Source organism: Oryzomicrobium terrae (assembly GCF_008274805.1).
GTDB classification, from domain to species: domain Bacteria; phylum Pseudomonadota; class Gammaproteobacteria; order Burkholderiales; family Rhodocyclaceae; genus Oryzomicrobium; species Oryzomicrobium terrae.
In genome coordinates this window covers 1,613,737-1,628,369 of the sequence record NZ_CP022579.1, presented here as the reverse complement: position 1 = coordinate 1,628,369, position 14,633 = coordinate 1,613,737, and the positions used below count along the sequence as shown (strand labels likewise).

General features: G+C 67.0%; 15 protein-coding genes. 5 read left to right on the top strand and 10 right to left on the bottom strand.

Going from position 1 to position 14,633, the window contains the following annotated elements; all coding sequences use genetic code 11:
• The first annotated feature begins 79 nt into the window (after positions 1-79).
• On the top strand, positions 80-1,798 hold the full coding sequence (gene recJ, locus OTERR_RS07530) for a single-stranded-DNA-specific exonuclease RecJ (RefSeq protein ID WP_149426471.1): 1,719 nt from the start codon (positions 80-82) through the stop codon (positions 1,796-1,798).
• Positions 1,799-1,971: 173 nt separating this feature from the next.
• On the opposite strand, the gene OTERR_RS07525 is transcribed toward recJ, so the two are convergent.
• The 3 genes from OTERR_RS07525 to OTERR_RS07515 all read right to left on the bottom strand — a co-directional run bounded on the left by OTERR_RS07525 (position 1,972) and on the right by OTERR_RS07515 (position 4,755).
• The gene (locus OTERR_RS07525) at positions 1,972-2,610 is read right to left on the bottom strand and encodes a trimeric intracellular cation channel family protein (protein ID WP_149425336.1); all 639 of its coding nucleotides are present in this window, start codon (positions 2,608-2,610) and stop codon (positions 1,972-1,974) included.
• A gap of 64 nt (positions 2,611-2,674) precedes the next feature.
• Entirely contained in the window at positions 2,675-3,847 is a 1,173-nt protein-coding gene (locus tag OTERR_RS07520; RefSeq protein ID WP_149425335.1) for an amidohydrolase, read from the bottom strand.
• A 146-nt stretch (positions 3,848-3,993) separates the two neighbouring features.
• Positions 3,994-4,755, bottom strand: coding sequence for an SDR family oxidoreductase (locus OTERR_RS07515; RefSeq protein ID WP_149425334.1), 762 nt, complete (start codon positions 4,753-4,755; stop codon positions 3,994-3,996).
• Between the two features lie 322 nt (positions 4,756-5,077).
• Between OTERR_RS07515 and OTERR_RS07510 the strand changes: the two genes are divergently transcribed.
• The gene (locus tag OTERR_RS07510) at positions 5,078-5,560 is read left to right on the top strand and encodes a hypothetical protein (RefSeq protein WP_149425333.1); all 483 of its coding nucleotides are present in this window, start codon (positions 5,078-5,080) and stop codon (positions 5,558-5,560) included.
• A 288-nt stretch (positions 5,561-5,848) separates the two neighbouring features.
• Here OTERR_RS07510 and OTERR_RS07505 read toward each other — a convergent pair whose 3' ends face one another.
• Positions 5,849-6,085: a hypothetical protein gene (locus OTERR_RS07505; protein WP_054620691.1), complete on the bottom strand. Its 237-nt coding sequence runs from the start codon at positions 6,083-6,085 to the stop codon at positions 5,849-5,851.
• 169 nt (positions 6,086-6,254) lie between these two features.
• Here OTERR_RS07505 and egtB point away from each other — a divergent pair, with 169 nt between their 5' ends.
• A complete protein-coding gene (gene egtB / locus OTERR_RS07500) occupies positions 6,255-7,577 on the top strand; it encodes an ergothioneine biosynthesis protein EgtB (protein ID WP_149425332.1) in 1,323 nt (440 codons plus the stop codon).
• Entirely contained in the window at positions 7,574-8,608 is a 1,035-nt protein-coding gene (gene egtD, locus OTERR_RS07495; protein ID WP_149425331.1) for an L-histidine N(alpha)-methyltransferase, read from the top strand. Before egtB ends, egtD begins: the two co-directional genes overlap by 4 nt.
• A 337-nt stretch (positions 8,609-8,945) precedes the next feature.
• On the opposite strand, the gene dnaB is transcribed toward egtD, so the two are convergent.
• The gene (gene dnaB, locus OTERR_RS07490) at positions 8,946-10,370 is read right to left on the bottom strand and encodes a replicative DNA helicase (RefSeq protein WP_425466027.1); all 1,425 of its coding nucleotides are present in this window, start codon (positions 10,368-10,370) and stop codon (positions 8,946-8,948) included.
• Between the two features lie 206 nt (positions 10,371-10,576).
• Between dnaB and OTERR_RS07485 the strand changes: the two genes are divergently transcribed.
• A complete protein-coding gene (locus OTERR_RS07485; protein ID WP_054620688.1) occupies positions 10,577-11,239 on the top strand; it encodes a metal-dependent hydrolase in 663 nt (220 codons plus the stop codon).
• Positions 11,240-11,453: 214 nt separating this feature from the next.
• Here OTERR_RS07485 and rplI read toward each other — a convergent pair whose 3' ends face one another.
• The 5 genes from rplI to thrC form a co-directional block, all read right to left on the bottom strand.
• On the bottom strand, positions 11,454-11,903 hold the full coding sequence (gene rplI / locus OTERR_RS07480) for a 50S ribosomal protein L9 (RefSeq protein ID WP_054620687.1): 450 nt from the start codon (positions 11,901-11,903) through the stop codon (positions 11,454-11,456).
• 15 nt (positions 11,904-11,918) lie between these two features.
• The gene (rpsR, locus tag OTERR_RS07475; RefSeq protein WP_054620686.1) at positions 11,919-12,200 is read right to left on the bottom strand and encodes a 30S ribosomal protein S18; all 282 of its coding nucleotides are present in this window, start codon (positions 12,198-12,200) and stop codon (positions 11,919-11,921) included.
• Positions 12,175-12,537: a primosomal replication protein N gene (priB, locus tag OTERR_RS07470; RefSeq protein WP_149425329.1), complete on the bottom strand. Its 363-nt coding sequence runs from the start codon at positions 12,535-12,537 to the stop codon at positions 12,175-12,177. Before priB ends, rpsR begins: the two co-directional genes overlap by 26 nt.
• Before the next feature lie 17 nt (positions 12,538-12,554).
• Positions 12,555-12,950, bottom strand: coding sequence for a 30S ribosomal protein S6 (gene rpsF / locus OTERR_RS07465; protein ID WP_054620685.1), 396 nt, complete (start codon positions 12,948-12,950; stop codon positions 12,555-12,557).
• A 163-nt stretch (positions 12,951-13,113) separates the two neighbouring features.
• Positions 13,114-14,544 carry a threonine synthase gene (gene thrC / locus OTERR_RS07460; RefSeq protein WP_149425328.1) on the bottom strand — a complete coding sequence of 477 codons (1,431 nt, stop codon included), beginning with the start codon at positions 14,542-14,544 and terminating at the stop codon, positions 13,114-13,116.
• Between the last annotated feature and the right edge of the window lie 89 nt (positions 14,545-14,633).

Here is a 14,633-nt window from a genome sequence, read left to right as displayed (position 1 = left end):
GCACCACCAGCACCACCGCCATTCCCATTACCCAGCCGCGCTACATCCCGCCCCAGGCTCCGCCCCGACACCCCACGCCATGACCCGCATCGTCACCCGCCCCGTTTCCGAAAAACTCGTCTGGAGCCTCGAACAATCGGGCTTGCACCCGCTGCTGGCGCGGATCTACGCCGCCCGGGGGGTGGCCGCCAAGGGCGACCTGGACTACGGCCTGGCCGGGCTGCTGCCGCCGAAAGCCCTGAAGGGCGCCGAAGACGCCGCCGCGCTGCTGGCCGACGCCCTGGAGGCCGAGGCCCGCATCCTGATCGTGGCCGACTACGACTGCGACGGCGCCACCGCCTGCGCCGTGGCGGTGCGCGGCCTGCGCAGCCTGGGCGGCACTGTGGATTACCTGGTGCCCAACCGCTTCACCCTGGGTTACGGCCTGTCGCCGGAGATCGTCGACCTGGCCGCCGAGCGCAACCCGGACCTGCTGGTCACCGTGGACAACGGCATCGCCAGCATCGCCGGGGTTGAGCGGGCCCGGGAGCTGGGCATCGCCACCCTGATCACCGACCACCACCTGCCGGGGGAGACCCTGCCCGAGGCCGAGGTGATCGTGAACCCCAACCAGCCGGGCTGCGACTTCCCCTCCAAGAACCTGGCCGGGGTCGGGGTGATGTTCTACGTGCTGCTGGCCCTGCGCGCCGAGCTGCGCAACCGGGGCTTCTTCGTCGACCGGCCCGAGCCCAACTTCGGCAACCTGCTCGACCTGGTGGCCCTGGGCACCGTGGCCGACGTGGTCAAGCTCGACCGCAACAACCGCATCCTGGTGGCCCAGGGCCTGGCCCGCATGCGCCAGGGCAAGCTGTGCGCCGGCATCCGCGCCCTGTTCTCGGCCGCCGGCCGCGAACTCAACCGCCTGTCCGCCTTCGACCTGGGCTTCGTCGTCGGCCCCCGGCTCAACGCCGCCGGGCGTCTTTCGGACATGAGCCTGGGCATCGAATGCCTGATCACCGACGACCCGGGCCGGGCGCTGAACATCGCCCAGGAGCTGGACAAGCTCAACCGGGAACGGCGCGAGATCGAGGCCGGCATGCAGGAGCAGGCCCTGGAGCGGCTGGCCGAGCTGGAAGCCGGCAGTCTGGAGGGCGGTGAAGGCACCGCCATCCCCGCCGCCCTGGCCCTGTTCGACCCGGACTGGCACCAGGGCGTGGTGGGCATCCTGGCCTCGCGCATCAAGGACCGCATCCACCGCCCGGTGTTCGCCTTCGCCCGGGGCGAGAATGGCGAAATCAAGGGCTCCGGGCGCTCCATCCCCGGCTTCCACCTGCGCGACGCCCTGGACCTCGTCTCCAAGCGCGCCCCGGGTCTGCTGATCAAATTCGGCGGCCACGCCATGGCGGCCGGCGCCACCATTCCCGAGGAACGCTTCGACGAGTTCCGCGACCAGTTCGCCCGGGTGGCCGACGAATGGCTGACCGAGGCCGAGCTGACCCGCACCCTGGAAACCGACGGCGGCCTGGATTCCGGCTTCTTCAACCTGGACGTGGCCCGCCTGCTCGAAGGCGAGGTGTGGGGCCAGGGCTTCCCCCCACCCCTGTTCCAGGACGAGTTCGTGGTGGAACAGCGCCGCGTGCTCAAGGAGAAGCACCTCAAGCTGACCCTGCGCAAGGGCAACACCCGGCTGGAAGCGATCCGCTTCAACTCCACCGACGACGCCGGCGACCGCATCCGCGCCGCCTACCGCCTCACCGTCAATGAATACAACGGTGTCTCCAGCCCCCAACTGGTGATCGAGTACGCCGAAGGGGCCTAAGGGCATCCCTCCAAAATTTCTGAAGCGCAGTTCCTGCCCCGGGTTCTGCACGCCTGCGTCGGCGTAGCGGGTGTCCAGCCTCTTCCGTCAATCGCCCCCCCGTCCGAGCCCCCTATCAGGACGACCCGATAGGGTGCGCTGCTCCCCGGGAAACGGGGATGACTGGCGCACGTCTAATCCCGGGACTGTTGTTGGTCGGGCGACCGTTCGGGCCGGGCAACCGGCAGATGCCAGCCGCGGCGCAGGGCCATGAGGCGTAGGCCGAAGCACAGCAATGCGCCGACGATGGTCGTGGCGGTGGGGGGGAGCTTCAGCAGCTCGCCCACCACCACCACGGCCGCACCGGCCAGCGCGGCCGTGGCGTAAATGTCGGCGCGCAGGACGGTGGGCACATTGGCCAGCAGAACGTCGCGCACCATGCCGCCGCCAATGCCCGTGAGCATGCCGAGCAACGCCGCCATGAGGGGATTGAGCCCGAACACGAGGGCCTTGTGCGCCCCCGAAACGGCGAAGAGCGCAAGCCCCGCCGCATCGAACAAGAGGACGGGGGAGCGCAGCCGATCCACCGCCCCATAGCGGTAGAAGGTGATCACCCCCGCCAGCAGCGACACTGCCAGATAGCGCCAGTCGCCGATCCCGGCCGGCGGCACCGCGCCGATCATGAGGTCGCGGGTAATGCCGCCGAAGTTTCCGGCGACGAAGGAGAGCACCAGGATGCCGAACAAGTCGAGCCGCCGCTCCACGCCGGCGGTGGCGCCGCTGAGGGCGAAAACGAAGGTACCGGCAAGATCGAGGACAAGCAGAAGCGACATCGCAGGTTCTCCCCAAGGCGCCCGATGAAGCCGCTGGCCGGGACGACCCGGCGATCACGCGGGCTTACGCGGGCGCCTGTTGCTCCGAAAACCATGCCTGCGCGGCAACCACCAGGCTCTCGACCCCCGTCCGCAGCGTCGGGTGGATGACCGGCGCGAAGAGCGGGCTGTGGTTGACCGGCAGCTCGTTGAGCCGCCCCGCCTTCATGGCTTCGGCATAGACCTCGGGATCGGTGCCGCCGACAAACCAGAAGACGGAAGGGACGTGCCACTCGGTGCCGAACGATCCGAAATCCTCGCTGGCCGGGGCCGGCCCGGTTTGCCGGACCCGCTCGGCGGGAAAGTGCCGGCGAAACGCCTCGACCACCCGCTTGCTCGCCTCCACGTCATTGACGTTGAGCGGATAGTGATCGAGCGTCGTGATTTCCGGCGGCCGCGGGGCGCCCGATGCGGCGGCTTCGGCATTGACGATCCGTTCGATCGCCGCCAGCACCCGCTTGCGCACCCCCTCGTCGAATGTCCGGACGTTCAGTTTGATGATGGCTTCGTCGGGGATGACATTCTCCTTAGTACCCGCCTGCAATGCCCCCACCGTAACCACGGCGGCCTCCGCCGCGGCGACTTCACGAGACACCACGGTTTGCAGGCGCATCACCGTCGCAGCCGCCATCACCACCGGATCGATGCTGGCCTGGGGCATCGATCCATGGGCGCCCCGGCCGAACAGGCGGATCTGCAGGCTGTCCGCCGCTGACGTGATGGCGCCGGTGCGCCCGGCCACGGCGCCGGCCGGCCCCACCATGACGTGCTGTCCAAGGACGACCGCCGGTTTGGGAAAGCGCGTGAAGAGGCCGTCGTCGATCATGGCCTGCGCCCCTTCCGCGGTCTCTTCCCCGGGCTGGAAGACCGCCATCAGCGTTCCCCGCCAGGCCGGCTTGGCCTGGGCGAACAGGGCTGTCGCCCCCACGAGCCAGGCGACGTGCATGTCGTGCCCGCACATGTGCCCCACCGGCACCGTATTGCCTTCCCGGTCCTTGGCCCTCTCCTTGCTGGCGTAGTCGAGGCCGGTCGCCTCCTCGACCGGCAGGGCGTCCATGTCGGCGCGCAACATCACGGTCGGGCCCTCGCCGTTGCGCAGCAGGCCCACCACGCCGGTCTTCCCGATCCCCGTCGTCACTTCATATCCGGCGGCGCGCAGCCGCTCCGCCACCCGTTCGGCCGTGCGCGTCTCCTGCATCGACAACTCGGGGTGCGCGGCACGTCCTTGTAGAAAGCCTCGAGGTCGGGGAGCAGCTGGTCGAGATGCTGCAGGACAGGCTCCGCAGCCGTTGCGGTCGTTGCGGTCGTCGTGTTCATCATTGGCCTCCTTGAATCGTGGCGGGATCAGCTGGCCTGCTGCATGTCGTTGTCGATCGGCAGCATCTGGCCGGAGATCGACTTGGCGGCATCCGAGGCCAGGAATACCGCCAATGCGGCAATGTCCTTCGGATCGACCATTCGTTTGAGCGACTGGACGGCCATCGCCTCCTGCTTGATCTGCTCCAGGGGCCGGCCGCTCACCTGGGCACGGCCTTCAAACACCCGCTGGATGCGTGGTCCGTCCACCGCCCCCGGCAGGATGGCATTGGCGCGAATCCCGTATTCGCCCAGCTCGATGGCCAGCGTCTTGGTGAATCCGATCAGCCCCCATTTGGCCGTGCAATACGGGCTGCGGTTGGCGTAGCCGAAACGCCCGGCCACCGATGACATGGTGATGATGACCCCGGCGCTGGACTGCTTCAGGTGGGGAATGGCGCAGCGGGTGACGTTGAAGGTTCCGGTCAGGTCCACCTGCATGACCTTTTCCCACGCATCCGGGTCCATCGTCTCGACCGGCGCGGTCGGGCCGGCGATGCCCGCGTTGTTGACCAGCACGTCGAGGCCGCCCAGGGCCTGTGCGCAGTCCGCCACCATGCGCTCGACCTCGGCCCGCTTCGACACGTCGCAGATGCCGACTGTCACGCCAGGGATTTCACCGGTGAGCACCGTGAGCGCCTGGGCGTCGATGTCGCACACGAAGACCCGGGCGCCGCCCGCGGCAAACGCCCGGGCAATCTCGCGCCCAATTCCGGAGGCTCCGGCAGTCACCAACACGCGTTGCGCCATGGCTTGCTCCAGGACAGGAACCGTGACCGGCACCGTGCACTGATTCGGTGGCAGCGATCCCGTGAGAACAGATTTTGTGCCGGTTGTTAGGCCAGGCTATGAAATTTAGGTTCCTCCGGAAACACCCTCTTCAGGGGGCATCGCCTTCCCCCTGGACCGCGCACCAGGCAGGGAATCCGCACTAGCGGGCTTTTATGATCGGCATCAAATCCAGCCCCTTGGCTTAAGGTTGGTTTAAGCAGTAGCCGACAAAAATGCTCGGGTATTTCTTCCGCGGCCCCGATCCAGGCCCCGGCCCTTCACCTCTGCGAGAGACCTCACGATGAAACTACCCGCCACGCCCCTGCTCCTGGCCGCCCTGTTCGCCCTCTCCCCTGCCGTCCAGGCGCAGGCCCACGGCCATTCCCACGACCACGGCAGCGCCGAAGCGCCGGCCTCGCTGCACCTCAACGCCGGCAAGAAATGGCAGACCGATGCCCCCTTGCGCGGCGCCATGGGGCGCATCAACGGCGCCATGGTTCGCGCCCTGCCCCGGATCCACCAGGAGCGCTTCAGCGACGCCGACTACGCCGCCCTGGCCACCACGGTGAACAAGGAAGTGGCCTACGCCGTGGAACATTGCAAGCTCGACGCCGAGGCCGATGCCATGCTCCACCTGGTGATCGCCGATCTGCTGGCTGGCGCCGAGGTCATGCAAGGCCAGGAAGGCACAGCCCGCCACGACGGCGCCGTCAAGGTGGTGAAGGCCTTACAGGCCTATGGCAACTACTTCGCCCACCCGGGCTGGAAGCCTGCCCAGGGCTGATTTTTCCCAACCGTAGTTTTCGATATGGCCGAACCCCGCGCCAGTCGCGGGGTTTGAGGCATGCCCTCTGAAGAACGAGTATTGGCGCGGCTCTTCAGGCGACCACCTCGAAACGCCTTTATTGGCGCGGACCTTCGCCCAGCCCCTGAAGAAAAGCGGTCGGGTGAGCGGCGATTTCCCGGCGGCAAGGGGCAATGTCCACAGCGGCCACCGGCCCTTGGAACAAGGCCCGGCCACCTGACGCCCCATCCAGGCAAGCCGGACTCCCGGCGGCGACGGGTGCCGGGGCTACCGGGCGACGTCGCTGTGGCGCAGGCGCAGGGAGTACTGCGCGTGGAGGCGCGCCTGTTCGCTGTTGATCACCGTCTGCTGCTGGCCGAACGCATCGCGCTCGGCGATGCTCCGGCTCGCGCCCTCGATGCTGCGCAGGCAGCGCCAACGCGGCCCGCGCTTGGTCGGGTACAGACGCATCTGGTCCTTGGGATGCTTCAGCCTGCAGCAGTAGCAGAATATCGTCTCAGCCATCGCGACCTCGGATTTAAACGATTCACACCGTCGACCTGCAACGGGTCGAGAGTGGCCTGCCGTTGTTACCGGGATATGACGCTGCCCGCTTCCAACGGGCGCCTGGCAAAAGCCCTTGGGCTCGCCTAAGGTGAAAAGCCGTTCCGCCGTCGCAGGAAGGATGTCGATGATGCCCGCGCCCGCCGATGCTTCCGGCTGTGACCTGGCAGCCCGCTACGCCGCGGTGCGCGCCCGCACCCTCGCCCTGGCCGAGGGCCTGTCCGATGCGGATGCCACCGTCCAGTCCATGGACGACGCCAGCCCGGCCAAGTGGCATCTGGCGCACACCACCTGGTTCTTCGAGGAATTCGTCCTGGCCGGCGCGGCCCCCGCCTACCGCGGCTACGACGCCCGCTACCGCTACCTGTTCAACTCCTACTACGACAGCGTCGGGGCCCGCCATCCGCGCCACCGGCGGGGACTGCTGACCCGCCCCTCTCTCGCCGAGGTGCTGGAGTACCGCGCCCATGTGGACGACGCCATGGCCCGGCTGCTGGGCACGCCCCTTGCCGAAGGGCTGGCGGCGCGCCTGGTGCTTGGCCTGCATCATGAGCAACAGCACCAGGAATTGCTGCTCACCGATCTCCTCCACCTCTTCGCCCAGAATCCGCTGCGCCCGGCCTACCGCCCGCGCGCCGAGGCCGCGGCGCGAGCGTCGACGGCCCCCTCCCCGCCGGCCTGGATCGCCTACCCGGGCGGTCGTTACGAAGTCGGCCACGACAGCGCCACCGCCCCCGGCTTTGCCTTCGACTGCGAGGGGCCACGCCATGCGGTGCTGCTGCGCCCCTTTCGCCTGGCCGCGCGCCCGGTGAGCAATGCCGAGTGGTGCGACTTCATCGCCGATGGCGGCTACCGCACGCCGGCCCTGTGGCTCTCGGATGGCTGGAAGACGGTCCAGGGCGACGGCTGGACGGCGCCGCTGTACTGGGAAAACCCGGCGGACGAACCGCCCCGGGCCATGACCCTGGCCGGCGTGCAGGCCCTCGACCCGGCGGCACCGGTGGCCCACGTCAGCTTCTACGAGGCCGACGCCTACGCCCGCTGGGCCGGCAAACGCCTGCCCAGCGAGTACGAATGGGAAGTAGCCGCCCGGGAATTGCCCATCGCCGGCAATTTCGCCGACAGCGGCGCCCTGCATCCCCTGGCCACGCCAGCGGCACAAGGCGCACTAGGCCCACAGGCCGAACCGGCCGGCGCCGCCAGCGCTCCCGCACAGATGTACGGCGACGTCTGGGAATGGAGCGCCAGCCCCTTCGTCGCCTACCCGGGCTTCCGCCCGGCGGCGGGGGCCATCGGCGAATACAACGGCAAGTTCATGTGCAACCAGTTCGTGCTGCGCGGCGGCTCCTGCGCCACCCCAGCCGGCCACCTGCGCGCCACCTACCGCAACTTCTTCTACCCCCACCAGCGCTGGCAGTTTGCCGGCCTGCGCCTGGCCGAGGACGCGGCATGAACGCGCCCCACGCCCTCCCGCCCCCGGGCACCGTCACGGCGGCCACTGCCGCCTTTGCCGCGAACGTGCTCGAAGGGCTGGCCCAACCGCAGAAACGGATTTCCAGCGCCTGGCTGTACGACCGGCGCGGCTCCGAGCTGTTCGAGGAGATCACCCATCTGCCCGAGTACTACCCGACCCGCACCGAGATCAGCCTCCTCGAAGCCCACGTCGATGACATGGCCCGCCCGGTGGGACCGGGCGCCGTGGTGGTGGAAATCGGCAGCGGCTCCAGCCGCAAGACGCCGCTGCTGCTGCGCGCCCTGGCCGCTCCCCACGCCTACGTGCCCCTCGATCTGGCCGAGGAATTCCTGTGGGAATCGGCCCGGACCCTGGCCCGGGAATTCTCGGGCCTGCGCATCGCGCCATTGCTGGCCGACTTCACCCAGCCCTTCGCCCTGCCCGACGATTTGCAGGCGCCGGAGCGGCCGCGCCTTGGTTTCTTCCCCGGCTCCACCATCGGCAACCTGTCCCCCGCCGGCGCCATCGCCTTCCTGCGCCTGATGGCCGGGGCCCTGGGAGCGGACGCCCTGATGCTGATCGGCACCGACTGCACCCGGGACCCGGCCGCCCTGCTGCCGGCCTACGACGACACCCGGGGGGTCACGGCAGCCTTCAACCTCAACCTGCTGGCCCGCATCAATCGAGAACTGGGGGCCGACTTCGCCCTCGCCGGCTTCCGCCACGAGGCGCGCTACCGGGCCGACCTGGGGCGCATCGAGATGCACCTGGTCAGCCGCCGGCCGCAGCGGGTGCGCCTGTGTGGCCGGCATTTCGACTTTGCCGCCGGCGAGACGATCCATACCGAGAATTCCTACAAGTATTCCCGGGACGACTTTTGCGCCCTGGCCCACGCTGCCGGCTGGCTGGCCGAGGGGAGCTGGAGCGACCGGCAGCAGCGCTTCTGCATCCATCGCCTGCGCCTTTCGCCCCGGGCCCGGAGTTACCCCCGGGCGTCCCTCCGCTCGCCGATGCACCCGGCGGGCGCCTAGTTCCGCACTCCCTGGGGCATACCCGGGGTGTATTCCCGGCGCCGATTCGCTTACCGGCCGAGCCGGCGGCGATCGACGTCCCCCGGACGCAGTGCGCGCCACGGCCGCGTCACACGAAGCAAAAGACCACCCCGCGCTTCCCCGCGCCAGATCTAGCGTTCCAGGCATGCCCTGCGGAACGCCACGACTGGCGCGGCGTTCCAAACCCCATGGCTGGAGCGCCTTTATCGGCGCGGGTCTTGAGGCAGCGGTCGGTCGCCGACAAAAGAAAAACGGCCCGGACAAAGCCGGGCCGTTGGTGTGCGCGGACAGCAGTCGCCGCGATGCGGATCAGGGATCAGTTTTCCGAATCGCGGAAGCCGCCCTGGGCCAGGTTGCCGAAGCGGGTGTACTCGCCCTGCCAGGCCAGGCGCACAGTGCCGGTGGGGCCGTTACGCTGCTTGCCGATGATCACCTCGGCGATGCCCTTGTCCGGGGTATCGGGCTTGTAGTACTCCTCCCGGTACATCATCAGGATCACGTCGGCATCCTGTTCGATGGCGCCGGATTCGCGCAAGTCGGACATCATCGGGCGCTTGTCGGTGCGCTCTTCCACCTTACGGGAAAGCTGGGAAAGCGCAATGATCGGCACTTCCAGTTCCTTGGCCAGGGACTTGATCGAACGCGAGATCTCCGACACTTCGTTGGCCCGGTTGTCGGCCTGGCGGGCCGAGGACATCAGCTGGATGTAGTCGATCACGATCAGGCCGAGCTTGCCGTACTGGCGGTGCAGGCGACGCGCCCGGGCGCGCAGGTCGATAGGGTTGAGGCCGCCGGTCTCGTCGATGTACAGCGGCGCCTCGTGCATCTTGCCCAGGGCGTAGGTGAACTTGCCCCACTCGTCGTCGGTGATGCGGCCGGTGCGCAGGCGGTGCGAATCGAGGCGGCCCACCGAAGCCAGCATCCGCTGGGCCAGCTGGGCGCCGCCCATTTCCATGGAGAACACCCCCACCGGCAGGCGCGTTTCCACCGCCACGTACTCGGCGATGTTGAGGGCGAAGGCGGTCTTACCCATGGAGGGACGGCCGGCGACGATGATCAGGTCGCCGGGCTGGAGACCCGAGGTCTTGTTGTCCAGGTCGATGAAGCCGGAAGCCACGCCGGTGATTTCGGAAGGATTCTCCCGGTCGTGCAGTTCCTCGATGCGGGTCACCACCTGGTTGAGCAGGGGGTTGATGTGCACGAAGCCCTGCTGGTGGCGGTTGCCGGCCTCGGCAATGGCGAACACCTTGGCCTCGGCCTCGTCGAGCAGGGTCTTGGGATCCTTGCCCATGGGGTTGAGGGCCGACGTGGAAATTTCGTCGCCGACGCTGACCAGCTTGCGCAGCACCGCCCGCTCCCGGACGATTTCGGCGTAGCGACCGATGTTGGCGGCGGACGGGGTATTGGCCGCCAGTTCGCCCAGGTAGGCCAGGCCGCCGGTCTGCTCGGACTCGCCCGCCGCCTCGATGGATTCGAACACCGTCACCACGTCGGCCGGCTTGGCCTTTTCCATCAGCTTGGCGATGTGGCGGAAGATGCGGCGGTGCTCGTCCCGGTAGAAGTCGCTTTCGTTGACCTTGTCGCCGATCTTGTCCCAGGCCTGGTTGTCGAGGAGCAAGCCACCGAGCAAGGACTGCTCCGCCTCCAGGGAATGGGGCGGCACCCGCAGCTGGGCCAGGGCGGGGTCAAGGTTGGCGGATGCGTCGGACTTGCGACTGAAGGAGCGGGAAGGGCTGTTCACAACGGCAATCAGAAAACGGCAGGAACGGGATTTTACCCCGAGCCGGAGCCCTTAGCCTTGCCGTCGTCGCTCCGGAGTCGGCGTGGCGACAGCAATCCTTCTGCGCGCGGCTTGCTGACAGAACGGTGGCGGAAAATCATTTAGAATATTATGTTGCGTCGCAACAAAAACACTCCCGCCGCCCCCTTCCTTTCTCGGATCGCTCCATGTTTCTTGCCCATTTCGGCGTCGGTCTCGGCGCCAAGGCTGCTGCCCCCCGGGTTTCCCTGGGCACCCTGTTCGTGGCCGCCCAGTTCCTCGACCTGCTTTGGCCCACCCTATTGCTGCTCGGTGTCGAATCGGTACGGATTGCCCCCGGGCTGACGCCCGGGCAGCCGTTGCAATTCGAGCACTACCCGGTTTCCCACAGCCTGCTGGCCGTACTCGGCTGGGCCCTGCTGCTGAGTGGCGGCCACTACGCCTGGCGCCGCCGCGGTGGCGACGCACTGGTGCTCGGCGCGGCGGTGCTGAGCCACTGGCTGCTCGACCTGCTCGTGCATTACCCGGACTTGCCCCTGTACCCCGGCAGCAGCCCCTTGCTCGGCTTTGCCTGGTGGTCGTCCCTCCCCCTGACCTTGGCGGCGGAATTCGTCCTGTTCGCCCTGGGCCTCACGTTCTACCTGGGCGCCACCCGGGCACGGGATGCGGCCGGGCGCTGGGGCGTGGTCGGCCTGGTGGCGCTGCTTGTCATCATCCAACTGAGCAACACCTTCGGCCCTCCCCCGGGGGACGTCACCGCCCTGGCCTGGAGCGCCCAAGCCCAATGGATCCTGGTGGTCTGGGCATATTGGCTCGACCGGCACCGGCAGGTGCGCCGCGACGACGCCTGAGCGGTTGGTGCGGCAGGTTACGAGCGCACCGGCCTGCGCTCCAGCCTAATGTGTCGGCCACGGCAAGGCTCCCCCGGAAATGCTGTCGGCCACGGCGGCACCCACTTCACCAGCGGTGGCAAACTCAAAAGAAAAATGCCGCTCAGTGTGCACTGAGCGGCATTTTTTCGCCGAAGCGATGTTTCCTGGCGCCTGAAGGCGCCGCCAGACGGACTTAGTGTTCGCCGAGCACGGAGACAGTCACCTGCACCACCACGTCGGTGTGCAGAGCGATGTCCACCGGGAAGTCACCGATGGTCTTGAGGGCGCCTTCCGGCATCCGCACCATCAGCTTTTCCACAGCGAAGCCCTGGGCTTGCAGGCCTTCGGCGACGTCGTGGTTGGTGACGGAACCGAACAGACGGCCATCGACACCGGCCTTGCGGGAGATCTGGACCATCAGACCGGCGAGCTTCTCACCCACGGCTTGAGCGGCAGCCAGCTTCTCAGCGGCAGCCTTTTCCAGCTCGGCGCGCTTGGTTTCGAACTGGGCCAGGGCGTCCGGGGTGGCACGGCGGGCAACGCCGTTGGGGATCAGGTAGTTACGGGCGTAGCCGTCCTTGACCTTGACCACGTCGCCGAGGTTGCCGAGGTTTACGACCTTTTCGAGCAGAATGATTTGCATGGTTCGTTCTCCCGATTAAGCGTGGTTGTCGGTGTAGGGCATCAGGGCCAGGAAGCGGGCGCGCTTGATGGCGAGCGACAGCTGGCGCTGGTAGCCGGCCTTGGTGCCGGTCAGGCGGGCGGGCATGATCTTGGCGTTTTCGGCGATGAAGTCCTTCAGCACTTCAACGTCTTTGTAGTCGATCTGTTCAACTTTTTCCGCGGTGAAGCGGCAGTACTTGCGACGCTTGAACAGGCCGCCGCGCTGGGGCCGCTTCTTGTTCTTGTCGTCGTTACGCTTGCCAAAGGGTCTGGCCATTTTCGTTTCCTTCCAAAAATTCGATCGTGATCACATGCAGGACGGGCTGTCGGCTGTTGCGGCTCCTGGCGGCGAGGAATCCGGTGATCCGGAGTTCCTGCCCGGGCTGGGCGGCGTTCAGCAGTTTTGCTGCATCGCCCAAGGCCACTACACCGATTTCGCACTCCACCTTGCGCTTGAGGCCGGCTTCGGTTTGTTCCGAAGCGTGGGTCACACGTCCTTCGACTACCGGCACCCCGGCGGGGGTATAGCGCAGCGCTTTCTTTTCGGAAAGGCTGCCGGCGAAGTCGAGGCGGTTAGCCGCAGCGGAGTTGGGCGTGGAAGCGGTGTCCGACAACGTTCCTGCTTGAATGCTTAGGCGGCCGGCTGGGCAGCGACTTCGGCGGGGGCAGCGCCCTCGGCCTTTTCGCCGTTCAGCAGGTTCTTGGACTTCTCTTCCTTCATCATCGGGGAAGCCGTGGTGACCGCGTGCTTCATCTTCACGGTCAGGTGGCGCAGCACGGCGTCGTTGAACTTGAAGGCGTGCTCGAGTTCGGCCAGGGTCTCGCCATTGCACTCGATGTTCATGAGCACATAGTGGGCCTTGTGGACCTTCTGGATCGGGTAAGCCATCTGGCGGCGGCCCCAGTCTTCCAGGCGGTGCAGCAGACCATTCTGGGAGGTAACGAGCGACTTGTAGCGCTCGATCATCGCCGGGACCTGTTCGGACTGGTCCGGATGGACGATGAAGACGATTTCGTAATGGCGCATGAACTCTCCTTGTGGATCAAAGCCCGCCGCCATGCGTGTACGGTCGGGCAAGGTGAAAAAACAGATAAGCCCGCTAGTATAGCGGGCTTATCCTTTGCTAATCAAGGTTTGAGCGGGTTTCTCAGGGAAAATCCGCTCAAACGGGGCAAGTGCCGCCCCCTGTTCAGGCCAGGTTTTCCACCATGTAGCGCTTGATGGCCTCCAGGTCCGCGTTCATCACCTCCACACGCTGGGGCAGCTTTTCCAGCCCTTGCAGGCCTTCCGGCACCACCGGGGCGCGGCCCAGGGCTTCTTCGATGGTCTCGGCGAACTTGGCTGGCTGTGCGGTTTCCAGTACCACCATGGGAACGCCGGCCTGCCGGTGCTCCCGAGCCACCTTGACGCCGTCGGCGGTGTGGGTGTCGATCATCACGCCGTGCTTTTGCCACACGTCGCGGATGGTGGCCAGCCGGTCGGCGTGGCTGCTGGCGCCGGAGACGAAGGCGAAGCCGGCCAGCTTGTCCATGTAGGGCGTGCCGTTCAGGTCGAAGGCGCCGCCCGCATCCACCTTGGCCCACAACTCGCGCACCACGGCGGCGTCGCGGCCCACCAGGTCGAAGACGAAGCGCTCGAAGTTGGAGGCCTTGGAGATGTCCATGGACGGGCTGGAAGTGACGAAGGTCTCGGCGGTCTTGCGCGGCCGGTAGACGCCGGTGCGGAAAAACTCGTCGAGCACGTTGTTCTCGTTGGTGGCCAACACCAGCTTGGCGATCGGCAGGCCCATCTGGCGGGCGATGTGGCCGGCGCAGATATTGCCGAAGTTACCCGAGGGCACGCAGAAGGCCACCTGCTGGTCATTGTTGGCGGTGGCAGCGAAGTAGCCCTTGAAGTAATAGACGATCTGGGCGGCGACCCGGGCCCAGTTGATCGAGTTGACCGCACCGATCTTGTACTTCGCCTTGAAGGCGGCGTCGTTGGAAACAGCCTTCACGATGTCCTGAGCGTCGTCGAACATGCCGCGCACGGCGATGTTGAAGATGTTGGCGTCCTGGAGCGAGTACATCTGGGCGCGCTGGAAGGCACTCATCTTGCCGTGGGGCGAGAGCATGAACACCTTGACGCCCTTCTTGCCGCGCATGGCGTATTCGGCGGCGGAACCGGTGTCGCCGGAGGTGGCGCCGAGGATGTTGATCTCCTCGCCGCGCTTGGCCAGCACGTACTCGAACAGGTTGCCGAGCAGTTGCATGGCCATGTCCTTGAAGGCCAGGGTCGGACCGTTGGACAGTTCCTGCAGGTAGAAGCCCTCTTCCAGCTTGGTCAGCGGGGTGATCTCGGCCGCAGCACCGCCGTTGCGGGTGTAGCGATAGACGTCGGCGGTGTAGGTCTTGTGGCAGATGGCCTTCAGGTCGTCCGCCGGAATGTCGGTGATGAACTTGGACAGGATGGCGAAGGCCAGGTCCGCATAGGACAGCTGGCGCCAGACATCCAGTTCGGCCCGGGTCACCCGGGGCGTCTCTTCCGGCAGATACAAGCCGCCATCCGGCGCCAGGCCGCCCAGGAGGATGTCGCAGAAGGAAGGCTCGGCGGCCTGGCCGCGGGTGGAAAGGTAGCGCATCGGAATGGCGTAAAAAGGTGGGAAAAAGCTGGCGATTCTAGCATGGCGAGTAGTCCCTTCGGCCCTACCCGGCGTGCTTGCCCCACTCC